Origin of the sequence: Isachenkonia alkalipeptolytica (assembly GCF_009910325.1) — a bacterium.
Lineage (GTDB): Bacteria > Bacillota > Clostridia > Peptostreptococcales > T1SED10-28 > Isachenkonia > Isachenkonia alkalipeptolytica.
In genome coordinates this window covers 114,245-131,158 of the sequence record NZ_SUMG01000003.1, presented here as the reverse complement: position 1 = coordinate 131,158, position 16,914 = coordinate 114,245, and the positions used below count along the sequence as shown (strand labels likewise).

13 protein-coding genes are annotated in these 16,914 nt (G+C 49.1%); 6 read left to right on the top strand and 7 right to left on the bottom strand.

The annotated features are described in order from the left end of the window. Positions 1-13: 13 nt before the first annotated feature. On the bottom strand, positions 14-169 hold the full coding sequence (locus tag ISALK_RS04090; protein WP_160719328.1) for a hypothetical protein: 156 nt from the start codon (positions 167-169) through the stop codon (positions 14-16). A gap of 337 nt (positions 170-506) precedes the next feature. Between ISALK_RS04090 and ISALK_RS04085 the strand changes: the two genes are divergently transcribed. Next, positions 507-1,682, top strand: a complete 1,176-nt coding sequence (locus tag ISALK_RS04085) for a dicarboxylate/amino acid:cation symporter (RefSeq protein ID WP_160719326.1) — start codon at positions 507-509, stop codon at positions 1,680-1,682. A 102-nt stretch (positions 1,683-1,784) separates the two neighbouring features. On the opposite strand, the gene ISALK_RS04080 is transcribed toward ISALK_RS04085, so the two are convergent. Genes ISALK_RS04080 through ISALK_RS04070 form a run of 3 tightly spaced genes read right to left on the bottom strand, consistent with a single transcriptional unit; the run spans position 1,785 to position 4,953 of the window. After that, positions 1,785-2,846 carry an ABC transporter permease gene (locus ISALK_RS04080; RefSeq protein ID WP_160719324.1) on the bottom strand — a complete coding sequence of 354 codons (1,062 nt, stop codon included), beginning with the start codon at positions 2,844-2,846 and terminating at the stop codon, positions 1,785-1,787. Further along, entirely contained in the window at positions 2,839-3,993 is a 1,155-nt protein-coding gene (locus ISALK_RS04075) for an ABC transporter permease (RefSeq protein WP_160719322.1), read from the bottom strand. Before ISALK_RS04075 ends, ISALK_RS04080 begins: the two co-directional genes overlap by 8 nt. 12 nt (positions 3,994-4,005) lie before the next feature. Then, positions 4,006-4,953 (bottom strand): ABC transporter ATP-binding protein, encoded by a 948-nt coding sequence (locus ISALK_RS04070; RefSeq protein ID WP_160719320.1) that lies wholly within the window; start codon positions 4,951-4,953, stop codon positions 4,006-4,008. A 329-nt stretch (positions 4,954-5,282) separates the two neighbouring features. On the opposite strand from ISALK_RS04070, the gene ISALK_RS04065 reads away from it, so the two are divergent. From ISALK_RS04065 to ISALK_RS04045, 5 genes are all read left to right on the top strand, one after another. Then, complete coding sequence (locus ISALK_RS04065; protein WP_160719318.1) at positions 5,283-5,900, top strand: DUF4342 domain-containing protein; 618 nt, start codon at positions 5,283-5,285, stop codon at positions 5,898-5,900. Beyond that, positions 5,878-6,561 carry a response regulator transcription factor gene (locus tag ISALK_RS04060; protein WP_160719316.1) on the top strand — a complete coding sequence of 228 codons (684 nt, stop codon included), beginning with the start codon at positions 5,878-5,880 and terminating at the stop codon, positions 6,559-6,561. Before ISALK_RS04065 ends, ISALK_RS04060 begins: the two co-directional genes overlap by 23 nt. Then, the gene (locus ISALK_RS04055) at positions 6,554-8,050 is read left to right on the top strand and encodes a sensor histidine kinase (protein ID WP_160719314.1); all 1,497 of its coding nucleotides are present in this window, start codon (positions 6,554-6,556) and stop codon (positions 8,048-8,050) included. The genes ISALK_RS04060 and ISALK_RS04055 overlap by 8 nt, the downstream gene beginning before the upstream one ends. A gap of 177 nt (positions 8,051-8,227) precedes the next feature. Continuing rightward, positions 8,228-9,118: an ABC transporter ATP-binding protein gene (locus ISALK_RS04050; RefSeq protein WP_160719312.1), complete on the top strand. Its 891-nt coding sequence runs from the start codon at positions 8,228-8,230 to the stop codon at positions 9,116-9,118. Then, entirely contained in the window at positions 9,115-10,713 is a 1,599-nt protein-coding gene (locus tag ISALK_RS04045) for an ABC transporter permease (protein WP_160719310.1), read from the top strand. Before ISALK_RS04050 ends, ISALK_RS04045 begins: the two co-directional genes overlap by 4 nt. 30 nt (positions 10,714-10,743) lie before the next feature. On the opposite strand, the gene ISALK_RS04040 is transcribed toward ISALK_RS04045, so the two are convergent. The 3 genes from ISALK_RS04040 to ISALK_RS04030 form a co-directional block, all read right to left on the bottom strand. Continuing rightward, complete coding sequence (locus ISALK_RS04040; RefSeq protein ID WP_160719308.1) at positions 10,744-13,488, bottom strand: winged helix-turn-helix domain-containing protein; 2,745 nt, start codon at positions 13,486-13,488, stop codon at positions 10,744-10,746. A 165-nt stretch (positions 13,489-13,653) separates the two neighbouring features. Next, on the bottom strand, positions 13,654-15,507 hold the full coding sequence (locus ISALK_RS04035) for an HD domain-containing protein (RefSeq protein WP_160719305.1): 1,854 nt from the start codon (positions 15,505-15,507) through the stop codon (positions 13,654-13,656). Positions 15,508-15,650: 143 nt separating this feature from the next. Next, a complete protein-coding gene (locus ISALK_RS04030) occupies positions 15,651-16,904 on the bottom strand; it encodes a diguanylate cyclase domain-containing protein (protein WP_160719303.1) in 1,254 nt (417 codons plus the stop codon). Positions 16,905-16,914: the final 10 nt, after the last annotated feature.

The window sequence follows — 16,914 nt, the reverse complement described above, 5'->3', positions numbered from 1 at the left end:
AGTATAATCTACATTATTTCCTGGCCTCAACAACATTGGCAAAAAACACAAACCCATACACCGCCGGCACCAACAACACCCACAGCCCAAGGTCCGTAAATACGCTTAGGGCTGCGGTAAGTACCACACAGCTTATCAGCATTGAAATACCTCTGGTTTTCATCTGCATCCTTACTCTCCTTTTCTCTTTTAAAAGCCGCCTTTGTAATAATCACCATAAAATACCCTGCCAGGATTAAGATCAGGGCTACTTGTATTACTTCTATTTCTTTGTTCGAAATTCCTGCTTGTTATGGAAAATGTCTCCAAGAAATTTCGTTTGAATAATTTGAATTAAAGAACTTCGGAGGGTTTTTTTGCCGTTTAGTTTGTTAAAACTTTTGCAACCAGCCCTTCTTCGGTGAAAAGTCGGTTTTTTGAGGCTATTTCAATGGGTTGAAAGAATCGGTTTTCCCATGTTAAAATGGGGCCGTGATACTAAAATCTATTAGAAAAGGAGAGATACTATGAAAAACATTGGATTACTTCCAAGACTGATTATCGGTATTATATCCGGAATTTTAATCGGTCTGTTTTTCCCGGAGTGGATCGGTCGGATTCTTTATACCTTTACCCACATCTTCGGTGAGCTGCTGGGCTACATTGTGCCCCTGATTATCATCGGATTTATCGTACCGGGAATTGCAGAACTGGGATCAAAAGCGGGGAAACTCTTGGCGGGTACCGCCGGGATGGCCTACCTTTCCACCCTAGCGGCGGGAATTGTAGCCTTTTTCATCTCCATTTTGATCATCCCGGGAATCATTGACGGAGGAACCGCCGGGGATCCCGATGCGGTGGGACTGACCTCCTTTTTGGAGCTGGAAATTCCACCGATCATGGGGGTTATGACCGCGTTGGTCACCGCCTTTATCTTCGGCCTGGGAATCAACTTCCTACGCCATGAAAAGGCCCAGGAAGTACTGTTTACCTTTATGGAAGAGTTTCGAACCATCATTGTGGGCTTTATCAAGAAGGTGATCATTCCCTTCCTTCCCATTCATATTGCCGGTATTTTTGCGGATATGGCCGCTTCCGGGGAAGCCTTTCAAACCCTGCAGGTATTCGGACAGGTATTTATTCTAATTATTCTAATGCACCTGGGATACATTATCCTGCAGTACACCTTAGCCTCTACCCGAACGGGACGAAATCCCTTCGCCGCCATTAAAAAAATGGTGCCCGCCTATACCACGGCCTTAGGTACCATGTCCAGTGCGGCGACGATTCCCGTAACCCTACGAAGCACCAAGGCCAACGGTGTCAGCGAACGGGTGGCGGACTTTGTGGTTCCCCTTTCCGCAACCATTCACCTGGCGGGAAGTACTATCTCCCTGGTGGCCTGCGCCGTGGCGGTAATGGTACTGGGTGGAGAGACGCCCCAGTTCCTTGAGTTTTTACCCTTTATTGTCATGCTGGGGGTTACCATGGTGGCGGCACCGGGCGTGCCCGGCGGCGCAGTTATGGCGGCCCTGGGACTACTGTCCAGTATCCTTGGCTTTACCGAAGCCCAACAAGGATTAATGATTGCCCTTTACATGGCCCAGGACGGATTCGGTACCGCCTGCAACATCACCGGTGACGGAGCCATTGCCTCCTTTATCGATACCTTTGCCAATAAGCCCCAGTCCGCGAAATCCTAAGATTTCGACTTGGACTCGGTGCCATTAAAAAAACCCTTCGGCGATGGATGCGGAAGGGTTTTTCTTTTGGACTGCTTCACGAGGGACCTTCAGGATCTATCCTTACTGCTTCTCCGAATCCACAAAGCGTTTAGAGGCAAGGACCAACAGGCCCCCTCCCAAAATTACGAAAACGCCGTTTAACATCAGAAAGTAGCCGGCGTCCATGGCTTCAATCCCGGCGCCGTAGCGAAGGACTTCGATCAGGTAGGTAACGGGAAGAATCCTGCTGACCCACTGAAACTGATCGGGGATAAAGGCCACGGGGAAATAGACCCCGGAGAAAAAGGTCATGATCACATACAGGATCGAGGCTCCGGTCAGGGCGGTTTCGGTTTTTCGAAAGACTAGTAGTACCAATACCCCGAAGCCCATCATACCGATGCTGGAGGTAAGAATGATCGCCAGGAAAATCCCCCAGTGAAAGTCCAGACTTACCCCGTAGAGAAGCCGGGATAGATAGATGATGATCATAATGGCGGCGAAGTTCAACAGGATCTTGGTAAAGCTGGCCCCGGTGACAAACTCCCAGGGTTTCATCGGGGTGGCCATAAACCGTTTGATCACTTCCTGCTTTTTATACCGGCCGAAGACGCCGATGGTGGCAAACATTCCTCCGGATAGAAGGGACAGGGCCATTACCCCGGTGATCAGATAGTCGATTTCAAAGGCGGCCTCGGCCCCTACGGCCACCAGCTCATCCTCCAGGGCAATAAACTGCTGATCGGTGCCCAGGGCGTACTGGCGAAGGGTGGTTTCCACAAAGCCCTGAAGGAAAATCCCCTCCCCCATGCTTTGTAAATCCTCCAACAGATAGATGGTGGCGGCCCCCGGTCGGTAGTCCACCCCCACTTGCTCCCTGCGCTCCTCCACGGCGGTGCTGAGGCTTTCTTCATCGTCATAGACCGTTACCCTATGGGGCGCAAAATAGGGCTCTATTTCCCCGGCTTCTTCGGCGATCAGCCCCACCCGCCAAATCTGGTCCTGGTCACTGCCCATTAAGAACATGTTTCCGAAGATCACAATAAAGAGAATCGGAAAGAAGACGGTGAAGAAAATATCCAGTTTGTTTCGAAAGGTTTCCTTCATAAAGGTTCTCGTTGCATGGATCAGTCGTTTATTCATTGCGGCTCACCTGCTTTTGATTAAAAGTATACACCCCTAGGGAGATGAGAAACCATACCCCGGGGATGATTACACTGGTTTGGGGTAGGGGGTTTTCCACGATAATCGCCCGGAGGCCGTCCACCAAATGGGTTACCGGGTTGATCACCGAGTACCACCGTAAAAATATGGGGATGGCCTGGATTTCGAAGTACAGTCCGCTGAGAAACATGGTGATAAAGTATAAAATATTGCTAAAGGGCGCCAAGGTGGCGGTGTTTTTGAAAAAGGCGGTAAACAGCAGTCCGAAGGACAGCACCGTCACCGAAGCATAAAGCAAAAAGGCGATAAAGGGCGGTTGATATACCCGGGGGGAGATGTCAAAGAACAGTCCCGCGGTGTACAGGGCCCCCAAAGCCAGGATCAAAACCACCAGTTGGGACAGAAGGATGCCTAAATAGTAGTCCTTCCCCTTTACCGGAGAGGCGTTGATCTTTTTAAACACCCCCTGCTCCTTATAATCCACAAGGCCCAGGGGCAGATTGAAAAAGCTGATGGTCATCAGGGCCAACAGAATCATTCCGGGAAAGATGAAGTTCTCGTAGCTAAAATCTCCGGTCTCCGGGGCTCCCACCGCCACTCTTTGAAATTCCATGGGCACTTCCTGGCCCTGGGCGGAAATTTGCAGGTTCGTCTCGTCAATCACCGAGTGGAAAATGTCCTTGGCCAATAGGGACTCCGCCCGGGAGGAATGATACAGTGTGAGGCTGGTTACCGGAGTCTCCTTAGGGGGTTCTCCTTCAAACACCGGGTTTAACCGGGAGAAGCCCTCGGGAAAGCTGATTACAAGATCGATCGCTCCCTCTTGGATAAGGTCCTGTCCCTCTTTAAGGTCCCTTACCTCCCGAAAGGAAAAGTCCCCCTGGTCCGTGGTCTCCATTTCGTGAAAGATTCCCCGGACCACCCCGTCGGTGATGCCGTAGGTGGGCTCCTGGTAATGGACCCCGTAGTTTACCCGGGCCTCCACCCCGCCGTCTCCGAAAACCTGGCCGAAAATGCTGATAAAGAGCACCAGCATCCCCGTGGGAAAGAGAATGGTCCAAAACACGGTTTCAAAGTCCCGAAACTGGTCTTTCAGCATGGCAATGGTTAAGCTTTTCAGTTTCATCTCCACTCCCTCCTATTCCCGTAGTTTTCTACCCGTAAGACTTAGAAATACGTCCTCTAAATTGGGCTTTCGAATCCGCATGTTGGCAATATGTGCCTGGTGATCCCGGGTGTACTGAAAGAGTTTTGCCAGGGATTTTTCCACGTCGTTGGTTCGGACCTCATAGCGACCGTTCACGGATTTTACCTCTTCTTTAAACAGGGTTTTCGGATCAAAGTCCTTCTGATCCATTTCAAAGGCCACCACCGAGGATTTCTCCAGGCTGTTGATCAGCTCCTCCACGGTGCCCTTGGCGATGATATTGCCGTGGTCGATGATGTAGACGTAGTCCGCCAGGGCCTCGGCCTCCTCCATGTAGTGGGTGGTCAGTACCACGGTTTTTCCCTCTTCCTTTAAGGCTTTGATCTCATCCCACAGGTTTCTTCTTGCCTGGGGATCCAGTCCCGTGGTGGGCTCATCCAAAAATACGATATCCGGGTCGTTGACCACGGCACAGGCCAGGGCCACCCGCTGCACCTGGCCTCCGGAAAGGTTTTTCATATAATCGTTTTTCTTCTCGTCCAGACTGAACTTCTTGATCAGCATCTCCGTGGGCAGCCGCTTTTCGTAGAGGCCGCCGAAGGCGGTAATGATCTCTTTTACCTTCAGATTCTTAAAAAACGTGCTCTTTTGCAGCTGGACCCCGATGCGTTCTTTAATCTTTTCATCCACCACTTTCACGTGTTCACCGAAATAGTAAATCTCTCCCCCGGTGGGTTTTCGAAGGCCCTCCAGCATTTCCACCGTGGTGGTCTTTCCCGCCCCGTTGGGCCCGAGGATGGCCAGGATCTCCTGTTTTTTCACCTTTAAGTCAATCCCGTCCACGGCCTTTACGTTTTTATAGGTTTTTCTAAGATTTTTCACTTCAATGATGTCTTCCCTGGTGCTGTTATTCTCACTGTCCTTTACTGTCTTTTCCATGGTTTTTCCTCCCTGTGATTGTTGTTCATCCTATATTGTATATACCATTTCCGCTAGGATTGAAGCATCGTTTTTTATCGATATAGTACGTATTCGCTGTTTGTTTTGATATTCCTCTTGGAATTCTAAAAAAAACACAGAAAAATGGAGCCCAGCCTTGATTCCCATGGTATTTCTGGACGCAGTCCCCTCCCTGTAGTAAAATAAGAAGAAAGACTCATGATCTTGAAAAACTTTAAGGATTTTTTAATCTGATTTTAATGTAACCTCAATGGCCCTCAAATCTTTTCTTGTTATGATGAATTTAATAATAAAAGGAGGTTATCATCATGACAAATTTAGAGCAGGTAAAAAAACTGAAAGAACATGCAGACATCACCTATGAAGAAGCAAAGGAAGTGTTGGAGAGGGCCAATGGGGATATTTTAGAGGCCGTGATTATTCTTGAGAGGGAAAACCGGATGGAGCCTCCCAAGGAAGGCGGGTATTACCGCTCGGCGGAAGAGCCGGAGGTAACGCCTGAGGAAATGAAAAAAGAAAGCCAAGGGGAACAATCTAAGGATAAGGCGGACCGCATCTCTTTCGGAGAAGTCTTAGGAGATTTTTTCCGATGGGCGGGTAAAATGCTCCATAAAGGAAACGTCAACAGCCTTCGGGTTGAAAAGGACGGGGAAAGCATTATGATGATCCCCATTACCCTGTTGGTGCTTTTACTGTTCTTCGCCTTTTGGGTCGTTATCCCCGTATCTATTCTCGGCCTTGTTTTAGGCTACCGTTACCGCTTTCAAGGAGCGGATTTTGAAAAGACCAAAGTTAATGAAACCGTGGATAAGGTTTCCGATGCCACCCTTAGAGCCGTAGATTCCGTAACCCAAACCGCGAAGGATACCGCCAAGGATTTTCGAAAAAAGGATGATGAGAAAAATGGAGAGCATACTGATCATTGAGGATGAAGAAAAAATTGCACGCTTTGTGGAGCTGGAACTCACCTATGAAGGCTATAAGGTTACAAAGGTGACCAATGGACGGGACGGGCTGGAGCTTTTGAAGGTTCAGCCCTTCAATTTAATTCTGCTGGATATTATGCTGCCGGGAATCAACGGCATTGAAGTCCTTCGAAGAATCCGTCAGTTTTCCCGGGTTCCCGTCATCCTTCTTACGGCCCGAGATTCGGTTATGGATAAGGTCATGGGCCTTGACGGAGGCTCCAACGACTATATTACCAAACCCTTTGCCATTGAAGAGCTCTTAGCCCGAATCCGGGTGCATTTACGAGCCCATAATGGGAAGGAAGAAGCCCCGTCCTCCCACATATTGAAAATCGGTCCCCTCACCATGGATTCTCAAAAGCGGAGTGTTAGGGTGGATTCTGCGGCGGTGGATCTTACCAAAAAAGAGTTTGATTTGTTGGAATACCTGATGAAAAATAAAAACATCGTTATGGAGCGGGAAAGGATTGTAGAGAGCATCTGGGGATATGATTTTCAGGGAGAAACCAATGCCGTGGACGTTTATGTCCGCTATCTCAGGGGGAAAATCGAAGAACCCTTTGGGATTAAAATAATTCACACCGTAAGGGGAGTGGGATATGTGATTAAAGATGAGTAAAAATACAGCAACTACCCCAAAGGATCCCGTAATCCCTGATAAGATCCGTTCCTCCTTAGTACTTAAACTGAACCTGAAAATGGCAGGCATTTTGATTGCGGCCTTTTTTCTTATGAACTTTTTTATCTCCATTCTTTACTTTTCCACCACCCTCTGGCGAGCCGAGCAGAGCGCTGAGGATCTTCTTACCCGTTATGGTCAGGAGCTTTCCCTTACAGAGGATACAGAAATCTTTATCGGTTCCTATCACCTTCGCTTCTCGGATACGGAACCGGACGGAAACGTATTTTTCAGCACTATTCTGCATTGGCTTCCTTTTCCCTTGGATGACAGCATTCGAAGTTTCAGTTTAGCCCAGGACCCTTCAGGGGAAGCGTTGTTCAGTCGATTGGAAAGAGCCCGCTATGATATCAGTATCCCGGTTGAGGGAGGTTTTCATCACGTTACCTATACCCTGGAGCGGGATTTTCATGTTTTCTTTTTCATCCTCATTGTACTGATTATTTTGGAATTCCTCTATCTATTAGTCAGTCTGAAAAACAATCGAAATTCCATTCGAAGGGTACTCAGACCCCTGTCGCAACTGGCGGAAACCACAAACAAACTGCGGGCGGGATTGGACTCCGACGGAAGAATCACGGATCAGAAGGACCTTGAGGATCTGGCCCGGGTGATCAGCGGGTTTGATACAACAAAGATGGGAAAAGGCATTCCCCTGGAGCAGACCCAGAATGAATTAAAGGACTTGGCGGGAGCCATTAATGAGATGCTCCATCGGATCAATCAGTCCTATGAGGCGCAGGTGCGCTTTGTCTCCGATGCCTCCCACGAACTCCGAACCCCCATTGCGGTAATCCAGGGCTATGCCAACCTGCTGGACCGCTGGGGAAAAAACGATCCGAAAACCCTGGACGAATCCATCCATGCCATAAAAAGCGAGACGGAAAACATGCAAAACCTGGTGGAACAACTGCTCTTTTTAGCACGGGGGGACAGCGAGAACCTGCCGCTGCAGCCGGAAGTGATGAACCTTTCCGAGGTGGGAACCATGGTGATTCGGGAAGCCAAGCTCATTGATTCGAAGCATCCCTTTCAAATTAATGCTGTGGACAATGTATATCTTAAAGGGGATCCGCAATTAATCAAACAGGCAATCCGGATTTTAGTGGACAACAGTATCAAATATACCCCGGAGGGGGATGAAATTCTACTACGGATTTATTACAACGACCAAAAGGCCTATATTCAGGTGCAGGATCAGGGAGAAGGTATGCAGCCCGAAGTGGTGCCCCGTATCTTTGACCGGTTTTACCGCTCGGAAAGTGCCCGGGGAGGGACCGCCAGCGGGGCGGGACTGGGTCTTTCCATCGCCAAATGGATCATTGAAAAGCATCAGGGCAACCTGGAAGTTTTAAGCCGGGAAGGGATCGGCACCCGAATTACCATCGAACTTCCCGAGGCAAGCCTTAATGATAAATCTTTCGAGTAAATTTTCAATGAAAAAAGCCCTGAACCGGGCTTTTTTCATATTCAAGTATAGTATCCCCGGGAACAAAATATTTTTGCAAATTTTTTTTGTCTTTTTTTCTAAAACCCCACTTTAGGGTGGGGCCAACCCCTCCTTTCTCCTGATATGATAAAGACAAATAATCAAGGAGGGATCACCATGAAAATGATCAACATTGAAAATTTAACCAAGTATTACGGTTCTTTTAAAGCCCTGGACAACTTAAACCTTACGGTAAATCAGGGGGATATTATGGGCTTTATCGGACCCAACGGCGCGGGAAAGACCACGACGATTCGAATTTTACTGGGACTGTTGAAAAAGCATGAGGGCACCGTGGAGGTCTTCGGGAAGGACGCCTGGGAGAAAAATGTGGAGATTCATAAGAACCTGGCCTATGTACCGGGAGATGTGCAGTTGTGGTCCAACTTTACCGGCGGAGAAATCATCGATCTTTTGGGAGACCTTCGGGGTTCCATGAACAAAAGTAAGCGAACAGAACTGATCGAGCGGTTCCAGCTGGATCCGGGAAAGAAATTCAAGACCTACTCCAAAGGAAACCGGCAAAAAGTAGCCTTGATCTCCGCACTGTCTTCGGATGTGGATCTGTACATCTTTGATGAGCCCACCTCGGGACTGGATCCTCTGATGGAAAGGGTGTTTCAGGAGTGTGTCCGGGAGCTGCACCAGCAGGGAAAAACCATCCTGCTTTCCAGCCATATTTTAGCGGAGGTGGAACGCCTCTGCAACAAGATCGCCATCATCAAGGAAGGCACCATTGTGGAAACCGGGGAGATTCATGAGATGGAACACTTAAAGCGGACCCACTTTACCATCGTGGCCGAGAATATAAAGGATACGCTGAAAAACCTGATTTATGTCCACAATCTGAAAGAAACCGACAATCAGCTGGATTTCGAAGTGGAACAGCACCACATCAATGATCTGTTTAGGGTGCTCAGCCGATATACCATCGCATCCGTCAAATCTCATCCGCCGAAACTGGAGGATATCTTCATCGATCATTACCGGGAGGAGGAAGTTTCATGAAAAACGAAAACACCTTCAACACTTTCCAATTATTGAAATTTGCCATAAAACGGGATCGGATCCGTGCATTGATCTGGCTTGTTGGGGTCGGCGGCATGATCCTGCTGTTCACGATGATGTTTCGAAATTTACTGCCCACCACGGAGGACATTGTTACTATGACCATAGCCCAATCCAGCAGTCCCGCAACCAGGATATTTCTGGCCCCGGCCTCGGGAGTAAGTCTGGGAGGGTTTACCATGCTTAGGGTCTCCACCACGATCATCACCTTTTTCGGCCTCTTCGGGTTTTTGACCGCCATTCGTCATACCCGTCAAAGTGAAGAGCTGGGACGACTGGAGCTTCTCGGCTCCACCGCGGTGGGACGCTACAGCACCGTGACCTCGGTACTGGTATTCATGGCAATCCTGAACCTCTTGTTGACTTTGATCACCTTTGGAATCTTTCGGGGGTCCGGACTTCCCACAGAGGGCTCCCTGCTTGCGGCAATCAGCTTCGGGCTCTTCGGAATGTTATTTGCCCTAGTGGGAGCCATTACTGCACAGCTGGCCGGCACCTCCCGGGGAGCTTCGGGACTTGCCGGAATGATTATGGCCGTGACCTTTCTGATCTCCGGTACGGCTAATGCCTTAGGAGAGTTCCATCCCGATACCCTGACCGTGGAGAGTCAGTGGTACACCTATTTGTCTCCCTATGGATGGTATCAGCAGATCCATGCGTTCCATGATAATCAGTGGATTTTTCTCTTACTCTATGCGGCGGCCATCCTTGTGCTCCTTCCCATCCCCTATCTCCTGCTTCAGCGAAGGGATCTGGGCGCGGGAATCCTTCCGTCGAAGAAAGGCCGGACCGAGGCATCGCCTTTCCTGCGGTCTCCTCTGGGACTTGCCTGGAGACTCCATCGAAAGTTGATGCTCATCTGGATTATCATCTCCCTTTCCCTGGGTGCCCTTTTCGGAGCCATCAGCGATGAGTTTTCCGAGGCCCTGGGCGCTTTGGAGCAGGCGGAGGCCCTTTTCTCCGAGGAAATGATGCTGCTTAGCATCATCAGTATATTAGGAAGCTTAATGGTGATCTACGTCATTCAGGCCTTACTGATCCTTGCGGGAGAAGAAAGCAGCGGCGGTGTGGAATCCGTACTGTCCGCCTCGGTTTCCCGAAGAACCTGGCTTGGAGGTCATTTATTGATGACAATTCTGGGAAGCTTTTTAATACTTCTGGCCATTGGTTTGGCCACGGGACTAGCGGCACCTCAGGAGACCTTTACCGTTGGCATGCTTTTGGAGACATCCATGCTGTTGTTTCCCGCTTTTCTGGCGGTTACGGGAATCTCCCTCTTTGCCTATTCCCTTTCCCACAAACTGTTTCCTGCAGTTCCCTGGGCTATGCTTATTATCGGTCTCGGCTTCGGACCCTTTTTCGGTCCCGCCATGGATCTGCCCCAGTTTCTGCAGAACCTCTCCCCCTTTACCCACGTTCCTTATCTCTTTGAGGATCTGGAGGGAATAGGATACTGGATCTTTGCGGTCCTCGGGGTGGTAACCTTGATTCTGGGGACCCTTCGAATTCGTACACGGCCCCTGGATTTGCCCTAGATGAACGGCGTAAAGCGTAATAAAGAAACTCTAAATCAGCTTGAGCTCCCGCCCCCGGGCCACTGCCTGGGTGCGGTTGTTCACACCGAGCTTTCCGAAAATGTTTTTATTATGCCATTTTACCGTATGGATGGAAAGATGCATGGTGTTGGAGATCTCCACATTGGAAAGTCCCCGGCTGATGCTTCGTAAAATTTCCAGTTCCCGATCGGTCAGCCCCTCCACCAGTTCCTCATAGGGGGGATGGGAAGCGTCGGGGCTTAAACTTTCAGGGCTTTTTTCACGGGAAGGAACGATTCCCATGGCCTCAGCAATTCTTTGAAGGTACTGCAAAAGACCGGTATCCTCTTTTAAGACGGGATAACTTGCATCGGCTCCGGTGCTTTCACGGGTAAGGAGCCGTTCAAATACCGTTTTTATCGGCCCTCCTTCATCAGGGAATATCTGATAAAACCCATACCCTTTCCCGACTTTCAGGGCCTTAACTACGAGGGTCTCAGCTTTTTCAGGTTCTCGGGACAGTTCCTCTAAATGGGCTTTCATCAATAGTAGCTCGATCATCAGTCTTCTGGATACATCAAACTGGGGGAGATTTTCCAAGAACTGAACAGCCTCCCGGCCCTGCTCCGTTTTCTGTTCCATCAGCAGAAGCCGGGCATTCATAACCGGTGGACTGCAGGGAAAGAAAATGGTAGTCAGATCATCCCTGTCCACTTCATTCATCAGCTCACGGGCCCGGTCGATCTCTCCCTTCTCCATCAGGAGCCGGCTTTTCCAGGAATTCATCAAATGAATAATCAGTACCGGAAGCACTGTCTCCCGGTTCATCTCCTCCAACCGTCCCAAATATTCCAGCCCTGCATCATAATCCTTCCGTGAAAGACTGAGGGCGCTTCTAAAAATACAGCACATCCCGTAGAGCATTTTTTCCGGTTCACACAGGGAAAGGCCGCGGTTAGCACACCGTTCCCCTTCTTCAAAATCTCCCTTCTCCCGGAGAAGCTCCCCTAAAAACACCCATACCACTCCCATCCTCGGGAGGTTGGCATAGCCTTCCTCTTTGGCGATTTTCAAAGTTTCTTCCGCAAAGCGTCTCGCTTCATGAAGCTCTCCTCTCATCCAGAGAACTTTCAGGATATTCATGGCCGCAGAAACGGTGCTAAGAGCATTGCCTGCCCGTCGGCTTAGGCGATAGGCGTCTTGGAAGACTTCATAGGCACCGATCAGATCGCCGCTGAAGGTTTTTACATCTCCATAGACGATGGATGCGGATATTTTCCAAAAGTAGGAACTGTCCGGAAGGACTTGAAGGGCTTTTCGGGCACTTTGGAACCCTTCTTCCATGCTGCCGTTAACAAGATGAAAGGTGGTTCGAAGGGTTTCAAGAATTCCCAAGGCTTCCATGTCACTCGGGTCGTCAATTTTTTCTGCGGTGGCAAAACACTTCATGGTCGCCTCAAGGTTCCCGATTAACAGATACATATAGCCGGAGTACACGGTAAGGCGAAGAGACTGATTCCGCACTTCCTCCGGCAGCTGCTCCATCCATTGCAGGATCTGTTTAAAGCCTTCCGTCTCCCAAAGATGATCAATCTTATAGTCCAGAATCTCCCCTACTTCTGAGTAGTCTTTTCCCTTTAAGTAGGCTCGAATGGCTTCCGCCGGGTCCCCTTCCTCTTCAAACCATTTTCCCGCCCTTCGGTATAATTCCCTCGTGGGCATTCGCTGCTCCCGGCTTTGGTGACGGGTAAGAATTTCCTGAAACAAGGAGTGGTAGCGAAACCATTTTCCCCCGGTGTCCAGGGCTACGATAAAAAGGTTTCCCTTTAGAAGGAACCGAATAATTTCTTCACTGTCCTCCCTGCCTAGCAGGACGTTGCAGAATTCCGGGGAAAAACGGGAAAGTCCCCCGGTATCCAACAAAAATTCCCGGATTTTCTCCGGCTGACGATTCAGGGCCTCCTCGGTAAGGTAACGTAGAATTTGCTGATGATCTCCCGAGAGGGCCCGGATGAGTTCCCCAATATCCGGGGACTGTCCAAAAGATCCCGTAATCAGCTGCAGGGCCGTAACCCATCCTTCGGTTTTTTCCTGCAGGGCGTTAATATCTTCCGAGGCTATTAAAAGCCCTGCTTTTTCTCTCAGATAGGTTTTTGTCTCCTCTAAGGAAAAGGCGAGGCCGTCTTCGGTAATTTCCAAAAGCCCTCCTTTGGATCGCCACTGATGAAGAGGCCAGGGAGGCTCTTTTCGACTGAGGATTACAGGGGTAACATTTTCCGGAAGATTTTCGAGGAAAAAATACATGGCTTTATGGATGCCGGGATCCGTAATATGGTGGTAATGATCCAACAGGAGGTAAAGAGGCTCTTGTAAGTCGTAGAGCTCATTCATCAGGGGGGTGAGGATTCCTTCGATGGTGAGGCTCCCCTCTGCTAAGGCATTATAGCGGCTGAGCATATCCAGACTTCCTTTGCCGAGGTCGGGATGCTCTTTTCTTAGGGCGTGGATTACATAGGTAAAAAACCGGTGAAGATCATTGTCGTTTTCGTCGATGTTGAACCACACCCCGGGCTCTTTTCCGGCGGCGATCCACTGTCCGGCGAAGGTGGTCTTTCCATATCCTGCGGGGGAAGTGATTAAAATAATTTGAGGATAAGGGGCCGCGCTACCTATCTTCTCATTGAATTCCCTTAAGAGTCCGGTTCTCGAAATGATGTTGGAAGGCATCGGCGGCGGTGCAATTTTCCGTTCCAAAATCATGGTTTTACGGTCCATGGGGCTTCCTCCTTTATATTAAGTGAATATTTTGTCATTTATTTTATCATACCACAAATAATTGGGTTCACTCAAAAACATTATTGCTGCCCCTTCAAAAACATACCTACTGCCGCAACCTAAAAATCCGCCGAAAAAGGGCTGCCCTTTTTCAGCGGATAAATGTTACTGCATTACTCTTTCGGATAATCCCCGATTTTTCAATGATCCTTTCAACTCCGGCACCACCTGCTCTAGAAACACTCGGACAATTGTCGGGTCAAAATGGGTGCCACTTCGTTGTTGCAACTCTGCGGCGGCCCTTTCAGAGGAAAGCCCTTCCTTAAAGTAGCGGTCCTTCTCTAAGGGATAGTAGATTCTGCACCGAAGACCGTCGTAAAAATCCAGGACCCCCAGGACCCTTGCAAGGTAGGGAATTTCCTTTCCCTGAAGTTTTCCCGGAAAACCCTTGCCGTCAAAGTGTTCATGGTGATGAAGGATTTCTTCCGCAATGGATCCGATGCCCTTAAAAGAGTTGGCAATCCGGTATCCGACCTCCACATGGTTTTTGTATTGCTCCCATTCTGCTTCCGTCAGTTCTTTGTTTTTATTCAGCACCTCTCCGGGCAGGGCGATTTTTCCAATGTCATGATACTTAATCAGCAGCTCCAGGCGCTTTTGTTCCGGCTGATCCAGTTCCAGGGCTTCCCCCAGTAACTTCCCGGCTTCTAACAGTTCCGGGCTGTGCTGCATGTCTTTGTATTCAATGCCGTAGAACTTCAATAAAAAGCGCTGCAGCATCAGATTGTCCTCATCATCCTTGACGTGGGTTTTGTTCCGATACATCCGGTCCTCGGCCCGCTTAAAGATGTCTTGGGCTTCCTGTATAGAACGTTCCTTTGTGGCCACGCCGGTGGCAAGGCTTAAGGGAATCAGTCCCACGCTATGCTTTTCTGTCAGCTCCGCGATCCGCCGGGCGATGCCTTGGGCGTCCTCTTTTGTGGTCGCCGGCAGCAGGGCCACAAACTCGTCCCCGCCCCACCGGGCGATGATGTCATCTTCCCGGGTGGCCTCCCGAAGCACCGTGGCCGCCGCCAACAACAGTTGGTCCCCGGTGTGGTGCCCGAAAATATCGTTGGCCAGCTTTAGGCCGTTCACGTCAAGGGTGATCACGCTTAAGGGAAGGTTTCGCTTCACATCGAGACGCTTCAGCTCCTCCTCGTAATAGGCCCGGTTGTAAAGGTTGGTTAAGGCGTCGTGGAAGGTCAGGTGTTTCATTTTCTTCGCCTTTTTATTTTGCTCGGTGATGTCCTCGGCGGAGCAGATCACGTATTCCACCCCTCCGCTAGCACTTATCTTCGGAGTTTTTGTTACCCCAAGCATTCTTTTATCCCCGAAACCGTTGGTAATTTCGTGGTTTTCCCGGGTTTTGCAGGTGGATTGAAATACCCTGGTGTTACTGTCGATCACCATTTGGTACTCCTCTTTGGATAAAAGAACTTCCAGGGAGGTGTTCTCCACTTCTTCCTTGGTCCGATAAAAAAAAGTGGCGAAACTTTGGTTGATTTTTCCCAGGGTTTTCTCATCCTCCAAATACCATACCATGGGATCGATATGGTCCAGCAGTAAGGTTTGACTGTCCAGGGTTCGCCTTAAGGCTTTCTGGGTTTCAAGCAGGCTGAGACAGTTTTTTACCCGGAGTACAACCTCTTCTTTGGAAAAGGGCTTTAAGATAAAATCCGTGGCTCCCAGCTTCAGGCCTTTGATCCGGTCTTCCTTCGAGGACAGGGCGGTGATGATTATCACGGGAATATCCTTGGTTCCCTCCTTGGATTTTAACCGTCGAAGGACTTCATAACCGTCGATATCCGGCATCATAATATCTAGTAGAATGACATCCGGCAACTCCGTTTTTGCCATTTCCAGGGCTTCTTTTCCGGAAAAAGCCGTTACAATTGCCGGGCCCTCGGGACTCAGCATGTTCTCTAGCAGTTTCACATTGATTTTATTATCATCCACTACTAATATTTGTTGTTTCATATACTTCTTCCTTTCTATGTACAGGACAAAAGATTGATCCATCACATAATAAGTATACCACAAAAAAATCAATTCGACAGGTTTCGACAGTTTTTTAATCCGGGCATAAAAAGAAGGTTCTTAATTTGCAGAACCTCTTCTTATCAACAATTACAATGAATATCGGGCCGTTGATCCCTGGTATCCTCTTTATTCTCATACATCCGGTCCTCGGCGATTTTAAAGATATCTTCGATCCGCTCCTCTTCTCTTTCTTTTGTAGCAACGCCCAGGGCAATGCTCACGGGGATGGAATCTACGGCTCTGTCCTTCATCAGGGTTTCGATCCGAGCCCGAATTTGGACGACATCCTCCTTTGTGGTATTCGGCAGGAGAATTACAAACTCATCTCCCCCCCAGCGGGCCACAATATCCACCTCTCGGGTAGCCTCCCGTAAAATATTGGCCACCTCCACTAACAGCCGATCCCCGGTTTGATGACCCCGTTCATCATTTACGTGTTTAAGACCGTTCACATCACAGGAGATCATACTAAAGGGAAGGTTCCTTTTTACATCCAATCGATTCAACTCTTCTTCATAGTAGGTTCGATTATAGAGGCCCGTCAAGGGATCATGAAAGGTAAGATACCGGATGCGCTCCTCTTTTCGGTTCCGCTCCGTAATGTCCTCCGCCGAGCAGATAAGAAACTCCACCTCTCCCCGGTCATTGACCTTCGGGACTTTAGTAACGGCTAACAGCCGCTTTTCACCGAATCCGTCGGTGTATATGTGCCGATGCCGGGCTTTGACTTTCCCGTCAAAGACCTTTTTATTTTTTTCTTTGCACTCGGCCAGTTCTTCCGGGGACAAAAATTTCTCCAGGGAGGTATGTTCAAAGACTTCTTTGCTTCGCTGGAAAAAATCCGCAAAACTTCGGTTCACTTTCTCCAGGGTCACGGGATCTTTCATATACCATACCATCGGTTCGATATGATCCAGCAACAGCCGTTGACTTTCGATGGTATCTTTCAACTCTTTTTCTGCGGCCTTGAGCTTCAGCTGGTTTTTGATACGCAGTAGGATCTCCTCTTTGTAAAAGGGTTTGGAAATAAAGTCCGCGGCGCCCAGGGATAATCCCTCGATTCGACTTTTCCTTTCCGTCACTGCCGTTGTAAAGATTACGGGAATGTGTCGGGTTTCTCTTTGGGACTTTAACTGCCGAAAAACATCAAATCCGCTGATATCCGGCAACCGAATGTCTAGAAGAATCAAGTTCGGCCGGCTTTTTCCGGCAATTTCCAGGGCTTCCCGACCACAGACCGCGATCAGTATCTCATATCCCCAGGATTGTAATATATGTTTCAGTAAATCGCGATTGATCGCATCATCCTCCACAACCAGTAAACGTTCCTTCATATCATCACCT

Excerpts from the sequence above, each read along its gene's own strand:
- ISALK_RS04090 (WP_160719328.1), bottom strand. The coding sequence starts at position 169 with ATGCAGATGAAAACCAGAGGTATTTCAATGCTGATAAGCTGTGTGGTA.
- ISALK_RS04085 (WP_160719326.1), top strand. The coding sequence starts at position 507 with ATGAAAAACATTGGATTACTTCCAAGACTGATTATCGGTATTATATCC.
- ISALK_RS04080 (WP_160719324.1), bottom strand. The coding sequence starts at position 2,846 with ATGAATAAACGACTGATCCATGCAACGAGAACCTTTATGAAGGAAACC.
- ISALK_RS04075 (WP_160719322.1), bottom strand. The coding sequence starts at position 3,993 with ATGAAACTGAAAAGCTTAACCATTGCCATGCTGAAAGACCAGTTTCGG.
- ISALK_RS04070 (WP_160719320.1), bottom strand. The coding sequence starts at position 4,953 with ATGGAAAAGACAGTAAAGGACAGTGAGAATAACAGCACCAGGGAAGAC.
- ISALK_RS04065 (WP_160719318.1), top strand. The coding sequence starts at position 5,283 with ATGACAAATTTAGAGCAGGTAAAAAAACTGAAAGAACATGCAGACATC.
- ISALK_RS04060 (WP_160719316.1), top strand. The coding sequence starts at position 5,878 with ATGGAGAGCATACTGATCATTGAGGATGAAGAAAAAATTGCACGCTTT.
- ISALK_RS04055 (WP_160719314.1), top strand. The coding sequence starts at position 6,554 with ATGAGTAAAAATACAGCAACTACCCCAAAGGATCCCGTAATCCCTGAT.
- ISALK_RS04050 (WP_160719312.1), top strand. The coding sequence starts at position 8,228 with ATGAAAATGATCAACATTGAAAATTTAACCAAGTATTACGGTTCTTTT.
- ISALK_RS04045 (WP_160719310.1), top strand. The coding sequence starts at position 9,115 with ATGAAAAACGAAAACACCTTCAACACTTTCCAATTATTGAAATTTGCC.
- ISALK_RS04040 (WP_160719308.1), bottom strand. The coding sequence starts at position 13,488 with ATGGACCGTAAAACCATGATTTTGGAACGGAAAATTGCACCGCCGCCG.
- ISALK_RS04035 (WP_160719305.1), bottom strand. The coding sequence starts at position 15,507 with ATGAAACAACAAATATTAGTAGTGGATGATAATAAAATCAATGTGAAA.
- ISALK_RS04030 (WP_160719303.1), bottom strand. The coding sequence starts at position 16,904 with ATGAAGGAACGTTTACTGGTTGTGGAGGATGATGCGATCAATCGCGAT.